Annotated in this window: 25 protein-coding genes and 1 tRNA gene; 7 read left to right on the top strand and 19 right to left on the bottom strand. The window is 65.4% G+C overall.

Going from position 1 to position 20,193, the window contains the following annotated elements; translation table 11 throughout:
* The first annotated feature begins 32 nt into the window (after positions 1-32).
* The gene (locus AC5FRW_RS01590; RefSeq protein WP_493566666.1) at positions 33-680 is read left to right on the top strand and encodes a helix-turn-helix domain-containing protein; all 648 of its coding nucleotides are present in this window, start codon (positions 33-35) and stop codon (positions 678-680) included.
* Here AC5FRW_RS01590 and cofG read toward each other — a convergent pair.
* The 5 genes from cofG to AC5FRW_RS01565 all read right to left on the bottom strand — a co-directional run bounded on the left by cofG (position 677) and on the right by AC5FRW_RS01565 (position 5,424).
* The gene (gene cofG, locus AC5FRW_RS01585; RefSeq protein ID WP_493566665.1) at positions 677-1,792 is read right to left on the bottom strand and encodes a 7,8-didemethyl-8-hydroxy-5-deazariboflavin synthase subunit CofG; all 1,116 of its coding nucleotides are present in this window, start codon (positions 1,790-1,792) and stop codon (positions 677-679) included. The genes AC5FRW_RS01590 and cofG overlap by 4 nt on opposite strands.
* Before the next feature lie 43 nt (positions 1,793-1,835).
* On the bottom strand, positions 1,836-2,453 hold the full coding sequence (gene cofC, locus AC5FRW_RS01580; protein WP_493566664.1) for a 2-phospho-L-lactate guanylyltransferase: 618 nt from the start codon (positions 2,451-2,453) through the stop codon (positions 1,836-1,838).
* Positions 2,454-3,179 (bottom strand): hypothetical protein, encoded by a 726-nt coding sequence (locus AC5FRW_RS01575; protein ID WP_493566663.1) that lies wholly within the window; start codon positions 3,177-3,179, stop codon positions 2,454-2,456. It abuts the gene before it with no gap.
* Positions 3,180-3,207: 28 nt separating this feature from the next.
* Positions 3,208-4,389, bottom strand: a complete 1,182-nt coding sequence (locus AC5FRW_RS01570; RefSeq protein WP_493566662.1) for a tubulin/FtsZ family protein — start codon at positions 4,387-4,389, stop codon at positions 3,208-3,210.
* 129 nt (positions 4,390-4,518) lie between these two features.
* Complete coding sequence (locus AC5FRW_RS01565) at positions 4,519-5,424, bottom strand: complex I NDUFA9 subunit family protein (RefSeq protein ID WP_493566661.1); 906 nt, start codon at positions 5,422-5,424, stop codon at positions 4,519-4,521.
* 141 nt (positions 5,425-5,565) lie between these two features.
* Here AC5FRW_RS01565 and tmk point away from each other — a divergent pair, with 141 nt between their 5' ends.
* Positions 5,566-6,156 (top strand): dTMP kinase, encoded by a 591-nt coding sequence (tmk, locus tag AC5FRW_RS01560; RefSeq protein WP_493566660.1) that lies wholly within the window; start codon positions 5,566-5,568, stop codon positions 6,154-6,156.
* Here tmk and AC5FRW_RS01555 read toward each other — a convergent pair whose 3' ends face one another.
* Both AC5FRW_RS01555 and AC5FRW_RS01550 read right to left on the bottom strand, forming a co-directional pair.
* Positions 6,157-6,480: a DUF7991 family protein gene (locus AC5FRW_RS01555; protein WP_493566659.1), complete on the bottom strand. Its 324-nt coding sequence runs from the start codon at positions 6,478-6,480 to the stop codon at positions 6,157-6,159. It lies immediately after the preceding gene.
* Between the two features lie 49 nt (positions 6,481-6,529).
* Positions 6,530-6,760, bottom strand: coding sequence for an Lrp/AsnC family transcriptional regulator (locus AC5FRW_RS01550; RefSeq protein ID WP_493566658.1), 231 nt, complete (start codon positions 6,758-6,760; stop codon positions 6,530-6,532).
* An 85-nt stretch (positions 6,761-6,845) separates the two neighbouring features.
* Here AC5FRW_RS01550 and AC5FRW_RS01545 point away from each other — a divergent pair, with 85 nt between their 5' ends.
* Positions 6,846-7,532, top strand: coding sequence for a potassium channel family protein (locus tag AC5FRW_RS01545; protein WP_493566657.1), 687 nt, complete (start codon positions 6,846-6,848; stop codon positions 7,530-7,532).
* A gap of 1 nt (position 7,533) precedes the next feature.
* Complete coding sequence (locus tag AC5FRW_RS01540) at positions 7,534-7,764, top strand: Lrp/AsnC family transcriptional regulator (protein WP_493566656.1); 231 nt, start codon at positions 7,534-7,536, stop codon at positions 7,762-7,764.
* 49 nt (positions 7,765-7,813) lie between these two features.
* Here the strand turns inward: AC5FRW_RS01540 and AC5FRW_RS01535 are convergent, their stop codons facing one another.
* From AC5FRW_RS01535 to AC5FRW_RS01500, 8 genes are all read right to left on the bottom strand, one after another.
* Positions 7,814-8,992, bottom strand: coding sequence for an inorganic phosphate transporter (locus tag AC5FRW_RS01535; protein ID WP_493566655.1), 1,179 nt, complete (start codon positions 8,990-8,992; stop codon positions 7,814-7,816).
* Positions 8,992-9,666: a hypothetical protein gene (locus AC5FRW_RS01530; protein WP_493566654.1), complete on the bottom strand. Its 675-nt coding sequence runs from the start codon at positions 9,664-9,666 to the stop codon at positions 8,992-8,994. Before AC5FRW_RS01530 ends, AC5FRW_RS01535 begins: the two co-directional genes overlap by 1 nt.
* A 512-nt stretch (positions 9,667-10,178) precedes the next feature.
* Complete coding sequence (locus tag AC5FRW_RS01525; protein ID WP_493566653.1) at positions 10,179-10,691, bottom strand: DUF5813 family protein; 513 nt, start codon at positions 10,689-10,691, stop codon at positions 10,179-10,181.
* 254 nt (positions 10,692-10,945) lie between these two features.
* Positions 10,946-11,030 (bottom strand) — tRNA-Leu (locus AC5FRW_RS01520).
* A gap of 109 nt (positions 11,031-11,139) precedes the next feature.
* Positions 11,140-12,330: an MFS transporter gene (locus AC5FRW_RS01515; protein WP_493566652.1), complete on the bottom strand. Its 1,191-nt coding sequence runs from the start codon at positions 12,328-12,330 to the stop codon at positions 11,140-11,142.
* Between the two features lie 102 nt (positions 12,331-12,432).
* A complete protein-coding gene (locus AC5FRW_RS01510) occupies positions 12,433-12,774 on the bottom strand; it encodes a ferredoxin (RefSeq protein ID WP_493566651.1) in 342 nt (113 codons plus the stop codon).
* Between the two features lie 88 nt (positions 12,775-12,862).
* Positions 12,863-13,822, bottom strand: a complete 960-nt coding sequence (locus tag AC5FRW_RS01505; protein ID WP_493566650.1) for a DHH family phosphoesterase — start codon at positions 13,820-13,822, stop codon at positions 12,863-12,865.
* 95 nt (positions 13,823-13,917) lie between these two features.
* Positions 13,918-14,490 carry a metallophosphoesterase family protein gene (locus tag AC5FRW_RS01500; protein ID WP_493566649.1) on the bottom strand — a complete coding sequence of 191 codons (573 nt, stop codon included), beginning with the start codon at positions 14,488-14,490 and terminating at the stop codon, positions 13,918-13,920.
* A 154-nt stretch (positions 14,491-14,644) separates the two neighbouring features.
* On the opposite strand from AC5FRW_RS01500, the gene AC5FRW_RS01495 reads away from it, so the two are divergent.
* Complete coding sequence (locus AC5FRW_RS01495) at positions 14,645-15,346, top strand: hypothetical protein (protein WP_493566648.1); 702 nt, start codon at positions 14,645-14,647, stop codon at positions 15,344-15,346.
* 3 nt (positions 15,347-15,349) lie between these two features.
* On the top strand, positions 15,350-15,769 hold the full coding sequence (locus tag AC5FRW_RS01490) for a dual specificity protein phosphatase family protein (RefSeq protein WP_493566647.1): 420 nt from the start codon (positions 15,350-15,352) through the stop codon (positions 15,767-15,769).
* Positions 15,770-15,807: 38 nt separating this feature from the next.
* Here the strand turns inward: AC5FRW_RS01490 and AC5FRW_RS01485 are convergent, their stop codons facing one another.
* From AC5FRW_RS01485 to AC5FRW_RS01470, 4 genes are all read right to left on the bottom strand, one after another.
* Entirely contained in the window at positions 15,808-16,971 is a 1,164-nt protein-coding gene (locus AC5FRW_RS01485; RefSeq protein WP_493566646.1) for an MFS transporter, read from the bottom strand.
* Positions 16,972-17,129: 158 nt separating this feature from the next.
* Positions 17,130-17,669, bottom strand: coding sequence for a peptidylprolyl isomerase (locus AC5FRW_RS01480; RefSeq protein ID WP_493566645.1), 540 nt, complete (start codon positions 17,667-17,669; stop codon positions 17,130-17,132).
* A gap of 134 nt (positions 17,670-17,803) precedes the next feature.
* Positions 17,804-18,502: a potassium channel family protein gene (locus AC5FRW_RS01475; protein ID WP_493566945.1), complete on the bottom strand. Its 699-nt coding sequence runs from the start codon at positions 18,500-18,502 to the stop codon at positions 17,804-17,806.
* Between the two features lie 226 nt (positions 18,503-18,728).
* A complete protein-coding gene (locus AC5FRW_RS01470; protein ID WP_493566644.1) occupies positions 18,729-19,334 on the bottom strand; it encodes a class I SAM-dependent methyltransferase in 606 nt (201 codons plus the stop codon).
* Positions 19,335-19,409: 75 nt separating this feature from the next.
* On the opposite strand from AC5FRW_RS01470, the gene AC5FRW_RS01465 reads away from it, so the two are divergent.
* Entirely contained in the window at positions 19,410-20,174 is a 765-nt protein-coding gene (locus AC5FRW_RS01465; RefSeq protein WP_493566643.1) for a hypothetical protein, read from the top strand.
* Positions 20,175-20,193: the final 19 nt, after the last annotated feature.

The following is a 20,193-nucleotide window of genomic DNA, read 5'->3' as shown; positions in this document are numbered from 1 at the left end:
GATTTAAGTACGTGCCGTGACGACCGTCGAGTATGCGGTACGTCACGGTGCGAGCGATCCCACGCGAGCAGGCCTCGTTCCACCCGCTGGGACAGGCGCTGGCCGACGCCGACGACATCACACGCGAGGCGATCCACCGCGTCGAGTTGCTCGCGGACGGCACTGGCGTGATGCTCGCCGAAGCGCGCGGCAATCAGGACCGCTACGAGTCGATCCTCGATGCCAGCGAGTACGTCCACCAGTACGCCGTCACCGGGGCGGCGGGACGCTGGTACGCCTACCTCCAGTTCGACCCCAGCGACGCCAACCGCCGGATGCTCCGGTATCGACAGGAGTCACCCGTGATGATCGAGATGCCCGTCGAAATCCACCCCGACGGTGGCATGGTGATCACGTTCGTCGGCGACGAGAGCGCCTTCGCCGAGGCCGTCCCGGCCGACGAGGCCTACGAGATCGAACTGCTGGAGACCGGCGAGCGCCCGCCGAAGGGCGACGACCTGTTCGCGAGTCTCACCGAGCGCCAGCAGACCGTCCTCGAAGCGGCGCTGGAACTGGGGTACTACGAGAATCCACGGGACGCTACCCAAGCGGACATCGCTGCGGCAGTCGACGCGAGCGCCGGCACCGTCGGTGAACACCTCCGCAAGATCGAACACCGCGTCTTCTCACAGTTCGGTTAGTCGTCCGCCGGGACCGGATTGTCACCACGGTCACGCACCGCTCGGAAGCGCTCGCCGTGGTCGTCCTCGCGGTCTATCGCCGAGCGGATCGACTCGGAGAGCCACCGCTCGTCATCGAAGAAGCGCTCGTAGACCGGGAGTCGCTCACGCAGTGGCACGTCGGCGTGGTCGGCGACGGCGCGCAGTTCCCGGAGCGCGGGCCACTCGTACTCGGGGTTGATGTGATCGACCGTCACCGGCGAGACGCCACCGAGGTCGTCGATGCCACAGTCCACGAGGTCGCGGGCGGGCGCGAGGTTGGGCGGCACCTGCACCGAGACCTCTTCGGGGAGACCGGCACGAGCCATCGCCGTCACGCGGCGCATCGTCGACAGATCCGGCGTCCCGCCCGCCCAGCGCTCGTTCTCGACGACTGGCTGGACGATCACCTCCTGAATGTGGTCGTAGCGAGCGTGCATCTCGGCGATAGCCAGCACGCTCTCGGCCCGGTCGCGCCAGTCCTCACCGATACCGACGAGGATTCCGGTGGTAAAGGGCACGCCGAGTTCGCCAGCCACCCGCAGGGTGTTGAGCCGCTGGCCCGGGTTCTTCGCCCGCGGTCCGCCGTGGGCCTGCACGTCGGCCGTGGTCTCCAGCATCACCCCCATCGAGGCGTTCAGGTCCGCGACTTCGGCCATCTGCTCGCGGGTCTGGTCGCCGGGGTTGCTGTGGGGCAGCAACCCCTCGTCGAGTGCGATCTTACAGGCTTCCCGAAGGTAGGTGTGGATCGAGTCGTGTCCCCACTCGTCTAGCTGGTCGTGGATCTCGGTGTAGCGGTCGTCGGGGTCGTCGCCGAAGGTAAACAGCGCCTCCGTACAGCCCGCTGTGGCTCCACGCCGGCAGGTCTCACGGATCGCCTCGGGTGCCATCAGTTCGGCCTGTCCCGGCGGGTCGTAGTACGTACAGTAGGTGCAGGTGTACCGACAGGCCGTCGTCAGCGGGAGAAAGACGTTGCGAGCGAAGGAAAGCTCGGATGGGGCCGACACGTCTGCCGGCGAGACCGACAACAGGCGCTCGATCGCCTCGTCGTCGATCGACAGCGAGTAGTCGTAGTCGGCTGCGCCGGGAATCACGTCTCCGTCTCGTATCTGCGTGGGCAAAAAGCTGACTGAGTGGTCAGGACCGTTCGACGGCCGTTCGTCCGTCGTCGGCACGCAGTTCGAAGCCCGCCGCCCGGAGCCACGCCGCGCTGGTGTCCCCACCGTGGAGAAGCACTTCGGTCAAGTCTGCAGGCTCGTCGATGTCCGTTCCGAGGCGATACGAGTCGATCTCTGCGAGGTCGGCACCACTGTCGGCTGCAATTGCCCGGTGGTCCCGGATCGACGCACCGTGGTAGTCCACCCGAAAGTCGGGGTGGCGCGCGACGACGGCGTTCGTCCCGCCACCGCGCCCCGGCGCGAGAACCACGTCGCCGTCGGCCCCGAACAGCCGATCGAGCGCGTCGGGCGTCACTAACGCGAGGTCTGCCATCACGACCGCGACCGGTCCGTCAGTCTCTGCGAGTACGTCGTCGATAGCCGGATCGAGCGGCCGGTCGTCGACAGTGACCGGTACGTCACGGCCGAGATCGAGCGGTGCAGTGGCCAGCACCTCGGGATCGACGCCGGTCGCTTCGAGCGCGTTGAGCACGTCGTCGAGCATCGCACGGGCGAACTGCCGGCGCTCGTCGGGGGTCAAAACGGACGCGAGTCGCGTCTTTGGCTCGACGGTCGAAAACGGCACGACGACGCGCATCTACAGTTTCGAGTAGTCGTCGCCGCCACGGGAGAGCAGGAAGTACGCGCCGCCGCCGATTAACAGAAGCACGACGAGACCGCCGGCAGCGTACAGGATCGTCTGGGTGGTCTGCTGGGACTGCTGGGCCGACTGGGCCTCACTCTGGGCCTGACCCGCCAGATCCTCCGCGTTCTGGAAGTTCTCGTTCTCGTACGACGAGATCGCACTGTTGAGCAGCTCCTGTCCCTGATCGCCACCGGCCGAGTCGACCGCCGTCTGGGCCTCGTCGATGGCCTGTCGGGCCGACTGGCTCTCGCTGGTGTAGTGGTGGACGCTGTCGTTCGTCAGTTCGTCCGTGTTGCCACCGACCTGCTGGTCGAGTGCGCCGACGACGAACGTCTGGCGTGGCTCGTAGCTGTACTGCTCGACCTCGGGCACCTCGCCGACGAGTTCGATCTGTACCTCGTCGCCGTTGTTGTCGACGTCGAGCGTCTGATTGAACGACTGCTGACCGTAGGTCGTCTCACCGTCTTCGACCGGGGTCCCGGCCCGCAACACGGTCACGGTCCAGCGGACGTTCGTCAGTTCCGTGTCGGCCCGGAGTGTCCACTCGTTGGCAGTGTCGGTAAAGGGGTCGTCGATCGTGTAGGTGAGAGACACTTCCTCGCCGACCTGTGCCTCGCTTGGAATCCCCTCCGAAGAGAGCGTCAGCGCAGTGGCTGTCCCGGCCGCGCCGAGTAACATCGCAACGCAAAGCAGCGCAGTCGCAGTCTTAGAATAGCGGGTCAAGTTCATCATCGTCGTCTTCGACCAACTGCTCTAAGTTATCTTCGCTCTCCTGGCGGATGTCGTCGATGTTGTCCTGGGCTTCGATGGCGACCTGCTGGAGTTCCTTGATCCGTGGGACGTTGTGGACGCCCGCAAGCAGGACCGCCGCGGCCACGCGAGGCTCGTTGGTCGGGTAGTCCCCACCGCGGACCTCCATGCTGCCAGTCTGCTCCTCCAGCCACTTGCGCCCGCGCTCTATGCCTTTCCGATTGAGATGGGCAGAGGGACCAGCCATGACGAGCAGGGCACGTTCTGCGCCGTCGATCTCGCAGGGCAGCGTGAGGCGACCGAGGGCAGCCTTGCGGACCAGCGAGGTGATCCGGTTGGTCGTGTTCGCACTGTCCATGTCGCTGCTGTCGTCGCCACCGGAGAAGCGCGACAGCAAACCGCCGCCACTGCTGGAGGACATCTCGACATCCTCGGAAGCGTAGCCCACGGTGGAGACGCCGCCACCGGAAAGGGTGTTGATGATCTCCGAGGAGTCGACGACGCTCTCTGCGATGTTGTCCCCATCCCCGATCTCGCCGGCACCGAACAGGACCCCGAAGCGCCTGACGATCTCCTCGTTGATGTGGTCGTAGCCGCCTTCGACGGATTCGCCGGTCTTTCGCCACGCGTCGTTGTCGAACACGAGGAGGTTGTCGACCTCGCGGACGAACGTCTGGAACGATCGGGCGGCGTTGAGCGTGTAGATGCCACCCTCGTCGCTCCCGGGCAAGACGCCCAGTCCGTAGACTGGTTCGGTGTAGATCCGTTTGAGATGTTTCGCGATAACCGGCGAACCACCCGACCCGGTGCCACCACCGAGTCCCGAAACGATCAGGAAGCCGTCGATCTCGTGGACGGGGATGCCGTCGATCGCGCCCTGAATCTCGTCGATGTCTTCCTCGGCGATCTCCGCGCCGAGTTCGTTGTCAGCACCGACGCCGTGCCCCTTGACCCGTGCCTGTCCGATGAGGACCCTGTTCTCCTGTGGTATGTTCTCGAGACCGAGCAGGTCAGCCTTCGCCGTGTTCACCGCGACCGCCGAGCGGACGATACCGGAGTCCGTCCGCTCGTCGTATTCGAGGAACTTGTCGACGATTTTGCCGCCGGCCTGCCCGAAGCCGATCATCGCGAGTTTCATTGATTGGTGAGACTCCGCTTAAAAGGGGTAAGTAGGAATGAGGGGATAAGCCTTTTGCCCAAAGATCGAATACGATGGACGCGAAATCAGGGGGTCGTCTCGTACTGATCGCGGTCCGGTGGGGGAGCGTTACGCGAGGCCGAGATACTCGCCCAGCGTCGTCAGTTCGTCGGGGTCGACGCCGAAGGCAGCGACGTCGTTGTCGCTGGTCGTGTTGTCGAAGTTCAGCGATCGGTACTGATCGGCACCCATCGGGAAGCCCGGAACGGAACCGAGCACCGTCAGGCCGACGCCGGCCAGCGCCATCGGGAGCGGGACGATACTCACGGAACTGTCGCTGGCCTCGTACACCTGCTCGGTCACCTCCCGGAGCGTCAGGATCTCTGGGCCGCCGAGTTCGTAGGTCTCGCCGACGTGAGCGTCGTCGGTCAGCGCGTCGACCAGCATGGGTACGAGGTCACCGACCCAGATGGGCTGGAATCGAGTCTTCTTGCCGCCCCCGGGCAGCGGATACAGCGGGACGCCGGGCGCGAACATCCCCTTGAGTCGCTTGGTGAAGGGGACGAACTCACCGCCCTCACCGAAGACGACCGACGGACGGACGATCACCCAGGAAAGCGACGAGTCACGCACGATCTCCTCGGCCCGGCCCTTCGACCGGATGTAGTGGGTCGGCCCGTTCGAGTCGGCCCCGAGCGCGCTCATCTGGACGAACCGCTCGACGCCGTGTTCCTCGGCGGCCCGGACACAGTGTTCGGTCCCACCGCGGTGGACCCGGTCGTGGGCCTCGTTGCCGCCCTTTGGTTTGAACAGCGGCGACAGCGCCACGAGGTTGATCGCGGCGTCCTGTCCCTCGAACGCTCCCTCGATGCTCTCGTAGTCGGTGACGTCGCCGGCGACCGTCTCGACGCCGGCAGGCAGGTCCCCATCTCCCGGCGACCGGGCCAGTGCCGTCACGTCGTGTCCCTGCTCGTCCAGTTCCGCGCAGAGATTCGATCCGACGAAGCCGCTCCCACCGACGACGAGTACGTTCATATACAGTATGTGATCGGGAAGTGATATAAAGGTAGTGCGCACCCTATTAGGGCCGACGGTCGATACCACGCCAGCGAACTGAGGGGTTGCCCGGGACCGGCAGCCGAGGCGTTTACGTATGGCGCTGGCGACGACTGGAACATGCTGGTCACGCTCGAAGGGCTCGACGGGAGCGGGAAGACGAGTGCGTGGGAGGCGCTACAGGACCACGCGGCAGTCCCCGACGACGCCCTCTTCACGCGCGAACCGACGAACTCGTGGTACGGCGAGGCGGTACAGCGGTCGATCGACGACGCCGGCGCCGACTCGCTCGCGGAACTCTTTCTGTACACCGCCGACCACGCCGACCACCTCACCAACACCATCGAACCGGCACTCGCCGAGGGACGGGTCGTGATCTCGGATCGCTACTCGGACTCGCGATACGCCTATCAGGGTGCCACACTCGACGAGCGACTGGACGACGCCCTCGAATACGTCCGCGACGTTCACGCACCGTGGACGCGCCCGCCGGACGCGACGCTCTATCTCGACGTGGACCCGGAGACGGCCGCCGAACGCAGCGGTGCGACCAACAAGTTCGAGACGGCCGACTACCTCGCAGACGTTCGCGAGAACTACGAGCGACTGCTCGCGGACGAACCGGACCGCTTCGTCAGGATCGACGCGACTCAGCCCGAGGCCGCCGTGCGCGAGGCCGTCGACGACGCCATCACGGACCTGCTGGGATGACTACTGGCCGGTCGTGTCCGGCACCTCGACCTCGTCCGGCGAGGGCATCCACACGTAGTCGAACGTCATCCCGAGCGCGAGTGGCAAGAAGATCGTCAGCATCATCACGGTCCCACGACTGCCGAGGTTCCCGCCCAGTTTGAACACGCCCGAGAACACCAGCAAGAGCACGACGAGGACGACCGGGCACAACAGCAGCGCATAGAGCAGGCTCCCCCACTGCGTGTCGAGCCTGACGCGGAAAAAGCGGGTCATCAACGCCGTGACGCCACTGTTGACCAGTACGATCACGAGCACGCCAACGAGATCCAGGACGCCGACCATGGCGGCCCTAGGGGGGCAGGGGTCTTTGCCGTGTCGCCATCGAGTCGGGCTACTCCATGCAGATGTAGGTCCGGGTGTCGACGACGCCGTCCAGATCACGGATCCGTGTCGCGACCGTATGCATCACGTCGTACACTTCGTCGCCGACCGCTTCGACGATGATGTCGTACTTGCCGGCGACGATGTGGGCCTCGCTGACGCCCTCGTGGCTGCGAATGTCTTCGAGAAGCCCCTCCGATTTCCCGGCCGAGGTCTTGACCATGATGAAGGCGGTGACCATACCTACTGTGTGGATTGGTAACACGAAAAAGGTTCAGGTCTATCCACGGGGTAGCTTTATCCGACCGTCGGTCGTAAGCATTACCATGCGATTCGTTATCGTGGGTGCCGGTCGCGTCGGTCTCCGTACCGCCCGCGTGCTCGACGAAAGTGGGCACGACGTCGTGCTCGTCGAAAACGACCCGACGAAGGTCGGACGCGCTCGTGAAGGAGGGTTCGAGACCATCGAAGGAGACGGTGCTGTCGAGGACACCCTCGATCAGACCGCCCTCGACGACGCGGACGCGCTCGGTGCGCTGACCGGCGACCTCAACACCAACTTCGCAGCGTGTCTGATCGCCAAACAGTTCGGCTGTCGAACCGTCATGCGAATCGACGAAGACTATCGCGAAGAAATCTACCGCAAGTACGCCGGCGACGTCGACGAGGTGATCTACCCCGAACGCCTCGGAGCCATCGCCGCCAAGAACGCCCTGCTCGGAGGCAACATCCGCGCCGTCGCCGACATCGACCAGAACCTCCAGCTCGTCGAACTCACCATCACCGAACAGTCACCCATGCGAGGCTACTCCATCAGTGAACTCGAACTGCCCGCAAACGCCAGACTGCTGGCCTTCGGCAAGGCCGACGGCCCGCTCGATTTGCCCGGCGAAGACGAGACGCTCGACCTCGGCGACCACCTCGTCGTGCTGGCCGACTTCGACGTGCTGAGCGACGTGCGCAGTATCGTCGTTGGCGAGACCGGCCGCGCGACCGCCATGGGAGGTGCCTGAGATGGTCGTCGCCTACGTCATGATCAAGGTGTACACCGGCGACGCCGACCGACTGAAAAACGCGATCGAAGCCATCGACGGCGTCAGCGACGCCCACATCGTCGCCGGCGACGTGGACTTCATCGCAAAGGTCGAGGTCGACACGCCCGCCGAGGTCAAGGACATCGCCGCCATGCAGATACAGGAGATCGAGGGCGTCGAAGACACACAGACGTACATCGCGATGCACTAGCGGTGACCCACGGCGCAGGGACCCGACCGCTGGGCTCGCTCTCGATCGGTTAGATCCCGAATATCGGCACGAACCGGAACGTGAGATACGCCCCGATCGTCGCGATCGCCGGGACCACGTTCTGCATCAGCACGACCCGGGCCGTCGTTGCCGGATTGAACAGTGCCGACGGCTCGGGGACGTCCTCCGTATCCGCCTCACCGATCGATGGGAGCGCTTCGCCTTCCTCGTCATCAGCCAGCGCGTTGACCGTGACCGGTGGCGTTTCCTCACCAGAGACGGCCTCGGACACGGTGACCGGTCGCGTCGCTCGCCCCCAGCCCAGCCCGACGATCGACATCGTCGCGATGATGACGAAACTCGCAGGGATACCAAGCGCCGAGAGGAACACGACGAGTGTCGAACTGACCGACGCGACGACGATTGCGGCCGTCAGCGGTAGTTCGGTGATATCGCTGCCCATCGTCTCCAGTGTCCGTCGAGCGATCGTGAACGCACCGATCGCGACGGCGATGCCACCGAGGATAATCGCCGGGTTCATCGCGAGTTCGTCGCTTCCGACCAGCGGTGCGACGGCGTTGGCGATGTTCGAGGTGCCGGAGCTAAACGCCATCAGGCAACCGATCGAAACGACCGTGATCGTCCCGCCCAGCTCTCGACGATTGGTCGTCCGGTGGACCCGCGGGATCGGGACGATCCCCGACCGATCCACGTCGAACAGCGGGCCGGTGCTGCGCTCCATCGCGACGAGGCGATTCAGTCGCGCGTAGAAGTACCGACCAAGGATCAGCGACACCCAGAAGCCGATGATCGGCGAGACGACCCACCAGACGGCGATCTCGCCCATGACGGCCATGTCCAGCACGCCACCGGCCAGCGCCAGCCCCGCGATCGCGCCGACGGCCGTCATCGAGGTCGAGGCCGGGACGCCGAAGAGGTTCCCCATCAGCAGCGCGATACCGATGAAAAAGAGCACGGCGATCGACGATTCGAGCGTGAACACGCCGGGATCGACGACCAGTTCCGTGCCGAGCTTGGTCACGACGTTCCGGCCGATCGTCCACGCGCCGAGGAAGAAGAACACGCCCATCAGCGCCGCAGCGGTGGTTTTCGAGATCGCATCTGCCCCCACAGCTGGCCCGAACGCCGGCCCAGTCGTCGAGCCGCCGATGTTGTACGCGACGAACATCGCGACCAGGACGCCGACGACCAGCAGTAGCTCGACCATCAGCTGTCCTCGCTCGTCGTGTCGTCGCTCTCCTCATCTAACTGCTCTTCGACGGTCTCTTCGACTTTCTTGTCCACCGTCTCCTCGACGGTCTCGCTGACGGTTTCTTCGACGGTCTCCTCGACTTTCTCGCCAACAGTCTCCTCGACGGTCTCGCTGACGGTTTCTTCGACGGTCTCTTCGACTTTCTCGCCAACAGTCTCCTCGACGGTCTCACTGACGGTTTCTTCGACGGTCTCCTCGACTTTCTCGCCAACAGTCTCCTCGACCGATTCACCGACAGTCTCCTCGACGGTCTCGCTGACTGTCTCCTCGACCTTTTCACCGACCGTCTCGTCGACTGTTTCACTGACGGTCTCCTCGACTTTTTGGCCGACAGTCTCTTCGACGGTCTCCTCGACCGATTCACCGACAGTCTCCTCGACCTTCTCACCGACCGTTTCGTCGACCGTCTCCTCGACGGTCTTCTCGACCGTCTCCTTGACCTCCGTCGTCATCCACTCTGGATCGAACCGGGCCATCTTCCAGACGACATGGATGAGATACGAGAGCAAGACACCGAACCCGAAGGCGAGTCCGACGGCGTTGCCGACGAGCAGGATCAGCGCCACCGAGAGCGCGATCAAGAGGCCGTAGACGAGGTCGACGATCGAGTCGACCCGACTCGGGTTCACAGATCTCCCGGCCCCTGTCCGGGGCTGTTCGTCTCGGAAGCGATTCGCTGCCCACCAGATGCGAAAGAATACACAGTACTATTTAAACGTCCTCTCGACTCAAGTACCTTGGCAAGTACGAATCGTTCACAGCGGCGTTCCACCGGCCCCGCCGTCGCCGTTGTACCTTTTTACTGCGTCGGGTGTCCTCGTGCCGATGGCACTGCGGGCACCACTCCTTGCAAAAATCTACGCTAAAAACGACCTCCGAGTCGCACCCGAGGGGTGCGCTCGGAGTGAACCGCGCTCGCTTCCTCGCGCGGATGCCCGACACTCGTCGTCAGAGCGGCGTTCCGCCGGCCCCGCCGTCGCCGTTGTACCTTTTTACTGCGTCGGGTGTCCTCGTGCCGATGGCACTGCGGGCACCACTCCTTGCAAAAATCTACGCTAAAAACGACCTCCGAGTCGCACCCGAGGGGTGCGCTCGGAGTGAACCGCGCTCGCTTCCTCGCGCGGATGCCCGACACTCGTCGTCAGAGCGGCGTTCCGCCGGCCCCGCCATCGCCGTTGGTCTGGGCCTGATCCACCAGATTCGCGACCGCGCCCTCGTACTCGTAGCCGGGGATGATCCCTTCGACGTAGGTGCCTTCGACGTACTCGACGAAGGTCTTGGCGACGCGGGCAGCGGTGTCTGCGTTACCGAGTTCGAAGCCGTAGGTGACGACCACGTCGCCGTCGTCGCGCTCGACGGTGTAGGTATCGAGGTCGACCGTCGTGCGCGTGGCTTTCGGGGCATCTTCGAGACGGCGTTCGAGCGTCTCGAACCACCCGTCGGCCACGGCGTCGCCCACCTCGTCGACGGTCGCCGTCTCCAGCGTCGGTGCGTGGATGGTGACGGTGTAGGCGATGCGCCACTCAGGGGCGTCCGCGGCCGTGACGGTCCCCTCGAAGGCGGTGGTCGTCACGCGATACGCGTCGTCGGCTTCCGCGATGGCGTCGTGGTTCTCGAAGGCCCGGACAGCGCTCTCGGGGAGATCCTCGGTCATTGACCGTCGATAGGCCGCTGACGGGCAAAAGGGCGTCGTCAGCGATCGGTCGCTGTCGCTCACGGCTGTGTTCGCGACAGCAATGCGAGGGATGGGAGTGAGCACCCGCGACGCGGGTGCGATCCTCGCGGGATCCGAGGGATTCCGCGGCGTTCGAACCGGAGGAAGACGTGCTCGCTTCGCTGCACGCGACTTCCGGGCTTCGAATCCCACGATCGATTTTCATGACACTCACGTCCGTTCGAGTCGGAAAATGCGAGGGATGGGATTCGAACCCACGGACCCCTATGGGAGCGGGTCTTAAGCCCACCGCCTTTGGCCTGGCTCGGCTACCCTCGCGCATTCTGCTAAAGCGAACGGCACGGGGTTGTCCCTTTCGGTCCCGGACGATGGTCGGCGGTGACACTCGGTGCACGTCCGGCCGCGCGACAGCAGTGCGACCGGTGTGTCAATCGTTGCTATAGGATGCCTCGGCGTCGTCGGCAGCGACAGCGGTGCCGACGCCGGGGATGTGAAAGACGAGACTCACCAGCAGCGCGACGACGGTCGCGCCGGCGAGCCAGAGGTACAGTTCCTGTGTGCCGACCATATCGACGAGCTGGCCGCCGGCCAGTTCGCCCAGTGCGCGACCGGCACCGATGCCGATGCCGGTCATCACCGCCTGTGCGGTCGAGGAGAGAGTGGCGGGCGCGAACCGATGAGCGAGGTTCACCGTCGAGAGATTGAACATCGCGTAGCCAACGCCGAGCACGAGCTGGACCGAGAGGATCGCCGTCACAGCGCCGGTCAGCCCGTAGACAGCGTAGCCGACGGCGTAGGTCAGGACGCCAAGCGAGAGTTGCCAGCGGTAGTCCAGTCCGATCCGAGCCATCGCGAGGAAGATGGCCGCCTCGCCGACAGTGCGGATGAACCACGCGAGACCGGTGATGTCGTCGCCGGCCCGGATGTCCCGCATGAAGACGGCGAAAAAGGAGGCCCCGGCGGAGATGACCCCGCCCATGATCAGCGCGACCAGAAAGAGGACGAGAAAGCGCTTGTTCGTCAGCAGACGGACGGCCTCGCTGCGGATGTCCGGTGCGACCGTCGTCTCGGGCTTTGGGAGGCCATGCAGGAAGACGAAGAAGGCAGCCATGCCGACGACGTAGATGTAAAAGACGACCGGCGTCCCGAACCACTCGACGAGGCTCCCGATCCCCACGAGACCGAGACCGAACGCGATCGCCCCGAACGCCCGGACCGAGCCGTAGTTCAGCCCCGAATCCAGTACCATCGAGTTAGCGATGGGCATGATCGGCGCGCGAAAGGTGGCGAAGACGACGCCCGCCGCGAGCAACAGGCCAAAGAGCACCGGTGGATCAGTGACCGACTGCCCGACAGCCGGAAAGGCGAGTCCGGCGACCCCCGACACCGCAGTGCCCACGAGCAGCGATCCCTTCGTCCGACCGTAGCGGTCGGCGACGACGCCCCACAGCGGCTGGGCGAACATCCCCGCGCCGACCATGACGGCACCGATGAGTCCCATCTCGAAGCCCGACAGGCCCAGTTCCTCGAAGTAGACGTTCCGAAACGCCGTGATGCCGCTCCCGGCGGCGAAGAAGACGAAATACAGCGTCTGGTAGCGACGTTTCTCGTCGAACACACCACTACAACACCAGTGGTATGGCTTGAATCTGTGGGACGACTGCGTCGACGACAACAGCGTGACAAGTAGACGCTGTTCGCGCGTGAATCGGCTCCGTCGCTACCAGTCGACCGACAGCGTCCCGTCACCGTGTGGATCGGGTGCGATCTCCTCGTTCGTCCGCCGGTCGACGACGTGGATCACGCCCACGTCCTTCTTCGCGGGACACACCTCGGCGGCGCGAATCTCGTCGTCGACCTCGTCCTCGCCGACGAAGTAGGCCTTCGGGGCGGCGATACCGGTGTCGAGATCCAGTTCCCAGTTCGTCGAGACCTCGGCGCACTTCCCTGCGCCGATGCACTTGTTGGCCTCGAAGATGATCTTGTACGGCTTTGCCTCGACCGGCGGGGCGTCGGTCCCACCCATCTGGCTCGGGTCGACGGGTCCGTCCTCGTCTGCCATGTACGACTATCGGCGGCCGGGACAGATAAGCGCGACTCTTCGCGAAAGGAGGTGTTCGAACCGTGCCGTGGGTTCCGGGCACTCCTCTTTACCACGACACCTCGGCGAACGTCAGGCCGAGTTCCGACTCCACTATCGCGAGCACCGTCTCGACAACCGCGCCAGTGTCCCGAGCAACGACTGTCGCGGACCCTGCTGTGGCGTGCCCGCCACCGTCACCACCGAACTCGTCGGCGAGTGCCGGGAGGACCGTGGCTCCGAGACTGAGCCGCTCGGCCATCCTGTCGGACGCTCGCGCCGTCGCGCGGATCTCGCCGCCATGCGTCGAGCAGACGACCGCGAGGTCGACGCCGGCCGCCCGGAGCCGTTCGGCGGCCGCCCCTTCGTGTGCCCCGACCCGGGAAAACGCCACGAACAGATCGCCGGCCCGGTAGCCGCTGGCCCGGAGGGCGCCGGTCGCACTGGCGATCCGTTCGTCGCGACCGACCGATCGGTCGAGTAACGCCGGAAGCAGTGTCACCTGCTCGCCCACTGCTTCGAACAGGGTTGCTACCGTCGCCGCCGTCCGCGGACCACCGTCCCCGAGAAAGTCGGTATCGTCGAGCAGGCCGACGAGCAACGGCAGCGCTGCGTCCGCAGGAACGTCCCAGCCGGCCGACATTGCCAGCCGGGTGACCAACTCCGTCGTCCCACCGGCGTCGGTATCGACGAGCGTGGCGACGGCGCTGTCGGCGAGGTCGGCGGGCTCGTGGTGATCGATCAACAGGACGGCGTCGGGAGCGACCGGCGAGATCCGATCCGTCGACGGCGCGTCGACGACGACCGCCTCGTCGAACTCGTCGGGAAGGGTCTCCGCACGGACGGTCGCGTCCGTAGCGTCGCATAATCTCTGTGCAGACTTCGTGATGCCGGCTGGCGCACAGACGGTCCCGACGCCGAGGATCGCCCGCAGACCCAGCGCTGCGCCGAGACTATCCCGGTCCGCTCGTCTATGTGTGATGAACACTGGCGCGGTCGCCCGCTCTAACCGCTCGGTGAGTTCAGACATCGTGTGTCCTCGTAGTATGGTGAAATGGATCGGCTACACGGAGATTGTCGATGGATTGCAGCCGGTGGAAGATGGTGCGCGCAGACACGCCCGTCTCACCCCTCGCCCAGCTCGGCGCGTGCGGTGTCCACGTCGCGGATTCGCGACCCGTCCGGGCAGGCATCGAGAATCCCCGACAGCGTTTCGAGTGCGATCGGCCGATAGTTCAGCAGTTCGCAACTGACGTTGATCCGCCGGGCGTCGTAGGCCACGAACGGGAACTCCTCGGGATTGTTGTTGTGTTCGTGCCCGTGAAGCACCCACCCGTCCCACTCGTCGGGAACGTCGGCTGGCCGGTGCGTACAGTAGAACGTCCTGTCACCGTGTTCGATGGTACAGGATCGCACCACCGGGAACGGGGCATCCCCAGCCGTCAGGCCCGTATCGTGGTTGCCACGCACCAGCAGATCACCGCCGAGCCGGTCGAAGTACTCGATGGTCTCGGTCCCGTCGCGCATATCCATCGCCACGTCGCCGAGGTGGACGAGCGTGTCCGACTCGTCGACGGTCTCGTAGTGCCGATTCAGCAGGGACTGATTCATCTCCCCGACGGAACTGAACGGGCGACCGGTGTACTCGATGATCCGAGAGTGACCGAAGTGATGATCCGAAATGACGTATCGACCCATTAGATTGCCTCCTGTGTGTCGGCTTCGGCGACAGCGTATCGTTCGCCGGGAGCTACCTATAGCTGCCCATGGGTTGTTAGCGACTATCATGCGCATGATCACACCACGAACGGGACCGGGAACTAAGACGCAACCACTCCTCGGTCTCGGGTAGATGGTCGACCAGTTCCGGGTGCGCACGTGTTTCGTCGGTGTCGGCGATTTCGGTGCGGAGCGTGTCGAAGACGGGATCGAGAGCCGCGACGGCAGCGGCCAGATGGTCCCGAACGACGATCCGGCCCCCTCAGACGCTGTCGTCGAAACCGGAGCGTCCGTCGTCGCGGACCGGTTCGCGTCGTTCGATGTCGTCGTGGTGACCGGGGGTGTCACCGAAGAGGGTGCTGTCGAGACCGCTGCCCGTATCGGCGACTGTTGCGATCCCGATGCAATTACGATGGCAGTCTTCACCGGCGAGTCACGAGGGCCGGATCGAAAGCGGCTCGAAGCGTCGTTCGGGACCGTCGTGTCGACAGCGAAGCGTGACGTGATTCGTGAGGTCGCGACGGACGTGTTCACGGCGTTCACACAGCCGATGATGCTGGAGACGGACTATGGCCGTGTCAGGTCGAACCTGCGGGACGGTGGCTCGGTGTCGCTGCACCGAGCCGTCGGCGACCGCGACGACCTCACCGGACTAGTCGCGCGGTGTCGTGGTCCCGGACCAGTGGTCTTTGGGTACGTGGAAGCGGGGTCGGCGTTCACGCTCCGAGATGCAGAGCGGTTGGAAGAGCGATTCGAACGCCCCGAGGTGGTGACCGGGCAGGCGACGTTCGACGCCGCGTCCGGGTGTCGACTGACGCTGTTGCGAGGTGACTGACGCGTGGATCGAGTCGCCGAGTCGCTGTTCGTCGGGACGCTGGCGGACGCGAGTGACGAGGGACTGCTCGCCGAGAACGGCGTCGAGACGGTCGTCTCACTGACCCACGCCGATCCCGACGCCGGATTTCCCGACGAGGTGTCGGTGATAAAACACGATATGCTCGACGGACCGCAAAACGACCGGGACCGCTTCGAAGGCGCCGTCGAAGCGGTGCGCGCACGTATCGAGGCAGGCGAGACCGTACTGGTACACTGCTCTCGTGGGGCGTCACGGAGTCCGTCCGTCGCGGCCACCGCCACCGCGCTCGCTCGGAACATCGGGATCGAGACCGCGTTCGAGCGGGTGTCGGAGAACGCGGACGCCTGTGACCCACACGACGCGTTGGTCCGGCGAGCAGTAACGGTGTACCGGGAGTCGTAGGCGTCAGCCGCCCGCCGGCACTGCCGGCAGTACGAGAGTCACTGCCCCGCGCCGGTCGCGCGACCGAGTCGTCGCAGCGTCGGCCCGTGGAAGGCGAGACTGAGGACGAGCGCACACACAGCCAGTCCCGCGAGCACGTAGTACATCGAGACGACGCCGACGGCGTCCAGTACGCCACCGGCCCCGAGTTGGCCCAGCGCCCGGCCCGTCCCGATACCCAGCGCCGACAGCACCGCCTGTCCTGTCGAGGTCAGGTCCTCGGGCGAGAAGCGATGGGCGAACTCGACGACGGCGAGGTTGTACAGCGCCAGCCCTGCACCGAGGACGAGCTGGACGGCCATGATCGCCGCGGGCGTCGCGACGGCGGCGTACACGAAAAACGACCCGGCAAACAGGGCGGCACCGAGGGTCAACTGGGTCCGGTTCGCGAGGCCGATCCGAGCCATCGAGAGGAAGATGGCCGCCTCGCCGACGGTCTTGACCATCCACGCGGTGCCGGTGAGACCGTCACTGGCTCCGATCGCACGGACGTACACCGAGAAGTACGCGCTCCCGGAAGAACTCGTAGCACCCAGCAGGACGGCGACGGCGAGCAGGAGGACGAATCGTTTGTTCGTCAGCAGCTTCACGGCCTCGCTCCTGAGGTCGGGCGTCAGGTCGGCTTCGGCGTCGGGCACGCCCCTGACGATGAGCACCAGCACGACCATCCCGACTGCGTAGATGTAGAAGACGATCTCGGTCGCGTACTGGGAGAGCAGCCAGCCGACGACGAGACTTCCGAGTCCGAACGCGATAGAGCCAAAGGCCCGGACCTGCCCGTAGTCCAGTCCCTTCGAGAGGATCATCGCGTTCGTGATCGGGACGATGGGCGAGCGCACCGTCGACAGCAGCGCGGTCGCGAGCACGAGCAACAGGAACGGGTCGGGGACGCTGCCGGCCAGCGGGTAGGCGAGGATCGCCACACTCGACACGCCAGCGGCGATCAGGAGGACGGGCTTCGAGGCCGCGAAGCGATCCGCCAGCCCACCCCAGATCGGCTGGGCGACCATCCCACCGACGACGAGCACGAAACCGAGCAGTCCCATCTGACCCCCGCTCAGCCCCAGTTCCTCGAAGTAGGCGTTCCGAAAGACCAGAAAGCCGTTCGAGGACGCGAAAAAAACGAAGTACAGCAACTGGTACTGGCGCTTGTCCCCGAGCATACAGCACACACTCGAATCCTCCCACTTCAAGCCACGGATGTAAAACTACACCAATTGTTAACGGATTCGATAGTCGTCCGCAACGGAGCCGAGCACGTCGTATCGCCCACCTCGTCGCGTCCCGAGAACTACAGCTGCTGTTGGTCGCCGCGAGCAGGTTAGTCGTGAATCTCGACGCTGTCGATGGTGATCGGCGTCGTCGGCGCGTCGTGCATGTCGGTGTCGGCGTTGCCGATGGCCTCGACGACGTCCATGCCGTCGACGACTTCGCCGAAGACGGCGTGCTTGTCGTCGAGGTGTGGCTGGGCGTCGAGCGTGATGAAGAACTGTGAGCCGTTGGTGTTGGGGCCGCTGTTAGCCATCGAGAGTTTGCCCGGGCCGTCGTGGCGCAGGTCGTCGTGGAACTCGTCGTCGAACTGGTAGCCCGGACCGCCGCGGCCGGTACCGGTCGGGTCGCCGGTCTGGATCATGAAGTTCTCGATGATGCGGTGGAACTCGACGCCTTCGTACAGGGAATCGCCCCGGATTTCACCGGACTCGGGGTCTTCCCACGTCGTCGTCGACGGCGATGGGTCGTCGCTCGCGGCCGGATCGTGCTCGGCCAGTCCGAGGAAGTTCTCGACAGTGCGGGGGGCGCGCTCGTCGTACAGTTCGAGTTCGATGTCGCCCTTTGAAGTCGTCAGTGTGACGTTCGTCATGGTCCGGTCCACGACGCGGGGGCTGAAAAACCCCGCGTTCGGACGGGCGACTCATACGGATTATTGTAGCCGTTTTCCCGGTCGACCGCACCACGGTGTGCGGTCGATCCGGTAAAGATCGACAATAAACCGTATCACAGCGTCGCCGTCACCTGCTCGCCGCTGACGACTTCGGGGACGATCACCTCGTCGGCCCCGGCCCGGCGGGCCAGCGCTTCGTCCATCCGGTCGCCGGCCCGAACGACGAGTTCCACGTGTGGTGCGCGTTCGCCGGCCGCGATCCCGATCTGGACGTTGGCGTTCGTATCGTCGATCGCACCGACGACGGTGCGCGCCCGTTCGACGCCCGCCTCGACCAGCGTCTCGGTCGTGCGTGCGTCGCCACGGACGGCGAGGTGGCCGTCGTCGATCGCTCGCTGAAACTGTTCGTCGCCCTGTTCGACGACGACCACGTCGCGGTCGCGCTCGGCGAGTCCCGCGGCGATGGTCTTGCCGAAGGTGCCGTAGCCACAGACCACCACGTGGCCGTCGAGGTCGTCGATCGTCTGTTGGATCTGCATGTGTCTGAGTTCGTCCCGTATCTGTCCGCCAAAGGTCGCCGACAGTACCGTCTCACCGGTCCACAGACCGGCGACGACGAGTCCCGAGAGCACGACGATGGCGTAACCCTTCACCAGCGTCGCCGGCCCGTCGTGGTGCTCGAAGTACAGTTCGATACTGGTCGGATCGAGGAGCCAGAACAGCGCCTCGACGATGCCGACGCCAGCAAGTGTGCCAAAGCCGACCACACCGGCAACGACGACGCCGCCGAAGGCGACGACCGGGCGAAGCATCTGGCGCAAGAGCGTCCGGTCGAGGACGGCCTGCAGCAAGGCTCCTGCCACGTCAGGCCCGCCTCCAGTCCGGTGAGTCGGGCCGTCCGTTCGAGACAGCAACAGTCATGTTATTGTGTGCCACACTACGACAGCAATCGGCCGAGGGAGCCACATATACCTTCCCGTTAAACACTCCGGGGGACCACAGTAGAGTCACCGACCGACCGAGGGACCTCTAGTCGTATTAGGCCGACGGCGCGACGGTCGCCAGCACGAACTCCGTGCTCGCTCCCAGCGGGTCGTCGGCAGTCATCGTCCGCAGATCGGTGAACCCCGCCGCGCGCAGTTGCTGGAGCATCCGCTCGCGGCCGGGCGCGGCGAAGAACATCCGCCCGCCCATCCAGTTTTGTCGCACCGTCTGGAAGCGCCCGCCGGGCACGGTCACCAGCAGGCGTCCGCCGGACCGCAACACCCGCGCGAACTCGGCGTACACTCCCGGCTGCTCGGCCCGCGGGACGTGAAAGACGGCGTGGTACGCCGTGATCGCGTCGACGGCGTCGTCGGCGACCGGCAGGCTGGTCATATCTCCCTGCACGAGTCGCGCGCCGGGCACGGTTTCGCGAGCGAGTTCGAGACCGCGCCGGGAGAAGTCGAGGCCGACGCTGTCGGCCGGGAGATTCGCGAGGGTGCGAGCACCGTCGCCACAGCCAGCGTCGAGCACCAGTGGATCGTCCCCCAGTTCGGCCAGCAGGTCGTCGATCAGCGCCGCGTCAGAGCCGGTGGGGTCGCGATTGCGGGCGTAGGTCTCAGCCACCTCGTCCCACGCGTCGCGGATCTGCGAGCGGTCCATACCCGTCGTTGGACGCCCAGCGGAATGAGCCTGCTGTAGGTAGCCGGTATTTCTGTCCGGGGACCAAGGGGAGGTATGAGCGAGCAAACGGCAGCCCACACGGCCGCGGTCGAAGCCCTCGCGGAGCGGGCGTACGAGCGAGCGGGCGACGAGTACACGCGCGCTGCGTGGCGACGACTGGCCGATCCCCACGACGAACACCATCCGTTCGACCCGGACGAGCACGGCTGGATCGGGGAGGGACTGCGCTTTCTTGCGACCGCAGCGGTGGCGTACCGCGTCGCTGGCGTGGCCGAACGAGCGACCCACCGGGCCGTCGAGGGCGTCGCCATCACCCGGGACCTCGAACGGACGCTCGACAGACCGGTCCAGCGGGCCTGTCTCGCGGAGTTCGTCGGCGACTTCCGGGTGGTCGGTGACGTGGGCGACGCCGGGGCCGCTTACGAGGACGCCGCCGACGCCTATCGCGCGGCCGGTGAGTCCGTCGAGTCACCCGAGCGGTGGGCGACGACGCCGCTGTTCGAGGCCGCCGCAGCGACGCTCAAGCAGGTCGCCCGGGGACTTGCCGACGGCGAGATCGCCGTCACGTGGGAGGATTTACACGGGGCAGATCCCAGCGACGGCGGTGCCTTTCTGGCCCGCCGTGTGACGTACAAGCGCCAGCGATTCCCCTCGCTGCTCGCGCGGGCAATCGAGACCGGCCATCTGGCGGCCAGTCGCGGGACGACGGAGTACGACAACGCGAACTTCGACTGTCCGGCGTGTGACTCGACGGACGTGAACTGGATCGCCGGTCGGACGCTCTGTCTGCGCTGCTCGACGCAGATGAAACGCTCGTAGCTGTTCGTCGTCGTCCCGG

The sequence above is a fragment of the Halomicrobium sp. HArcht3-1 genome, from assembly GCF_058933345.1.
This window is presented reverse-complemented; position numbering and strand designations above follow the sequence as displayed.

Bases quoted from the DNA above. Each gene is read 5' to 3' on its own strand.
- AC5FRW_RS01590 (WP_493566666.1), top strand. From the start codon at position 33: ATGCGGTACGTCACGGTGCGAGCGATCCCACGCGAGCAGGCCTCGTTC.
- cofC (WP_493566664.1), bottom strand. From the start codon at position 2,453: ATGCGCGTCGTCGTGCCGTTTTCGACCGTCGAGCCAAAGACGCGACTC.
- AC5FRW_RS01575 (WP_493566663.1), bottom strand. From the start codon at position 3,179: ATGTTACTCGGCGCGGCCGGGACAGCCACTGCGCTGACGCTCTCTTCG.
- AC5FRW_RS01570 (WP_493566662.1), bottom strand. From the start codon at position 4,389: ATGAAACTCGCGATGATCGGCTTCGGGCAGGCCGGCGGCAAAATCGTC.
- AC5FRW_RS01565 (WP_493566661.1), bottom strand. From the start codon at position 5,424: ATGAACGTACTCGTCGTCGGTGGGAGCGGCTTCGTCGGATCGAATCTC.
- tmk (WP_493566660.1), top strand. From the start codon at position 5,566: ATGCTGGTCACGCTCGAAGGGCTCGACGGGAGCGGGAAGACGAGTGCG.
- AC5FRW_RS01555 (WP_493566659.1), bottom strand. From the start codon at position 6,480: ATGGTCGGCGTCCTGGATCTCGTTGGCGTGCTCGTGATCGTACTGGTC.
- AC5FRW_RS01550 (WP_493566658.1), bottom strand. From the start codon at position 6,760: ATGGTCACCGCCTTCATCATGGTCAAGACCTCGGCCGGGAAATCGGAG.
- AC5FRW_RS01545 (WP_493566657.1), top strand. From the start codon at position 6,846: ATGCGATTCGTTATCGTGGGTGCCGGTCGCGTCGGTCTCCGTACCGCC.
- AC5FRW_RS01540 (WP_493566656.1), top strand. From the start codon at position 7,534: ATGGTCGTCGCCTACGTCATGATCAAGGTGTACACCGGCGACGCCGAC.
- AC5FRW_RS01535 (WP_493566655.1), bottom strand. From the start codon at position 8,992: ATGGTCGAGCTACTGCTGGTCGTCGGCGTCCTGGTCGCGATGTTCGTC.
- AC5FRW_RS01525 (WP_493566653.1), bottom strand. From the start codon at position 10,691: ATGACCGAGGATCTCCCCGAGAGCGCTGTCCGGGCCTTCGAGAACCAC.
- AC5FRW_RS01510 (WP_493566651.1), bottom strand. From the start codon at position 12,774: ATGGCAGACGAGGACGGACCCGTCGACCCGAGCCAGATGGGTGGGACC.
- AC5FRW_RS01505 (WP_493566650.1), bottom strand. From the start codon at position 13,822: ATGTCTGAACTCACCGAGCGGTTAGAGCGGGCGACCGCGCCAGTGTTC.
- AC5FRW_RS01500 (WP_493566649.1), bottom strand. From the start codon at position 14,490: ATGGGTCGATACGTCATTTCGGATCATCACTTCGGTCACTCTCGGATC.
- AC5FRW_RS01495 (WP_493566648.1), top strand. From the start codon at position 14,645: ATGGTCGACCAGTTCCGGGTGCGCACGTGTTTCGTCGGTGTCGGCGAT.
- AC5FRW_RS01485 (WP_493566646.1), bottom strand. From the start codon at position 16,971: ATGCTCGGGGACAAGCGCCAGTACCAGTTGCTGTACTTCGTTTTTTTC.
- AC5FRW_RS01480 (WP_493566645.1), bottom strand. From the start codon at position 17,669: ATGACGAACGTCACACTGACGACTTCAAAGGGCGACATCGAACTCGAA.
- AC5FRW_RS01475 (WP_493566945.1), bottom strand. From the start codon at position 18,502: ATGCTTCGCCCGGTCGTCGCCTTCGGCGGCGTCGTCGTTGCCGGTGTG.
- AC5FRW_RS01470 (WP_493566644.1), bottom strand. From the start codon at position 19,334: ATGGACCGCTCGCAGATCCGCGACGCGTGGGACGAGGTGGCTGAGACC.
- AC5FRW_RS01465 (WP_493566643.1), top strand. From the start codon at position 19,410: ATGAGCGAGCAAACGGCAGCCCACACGGCCGCGGTCGAAGCCCTCGCG.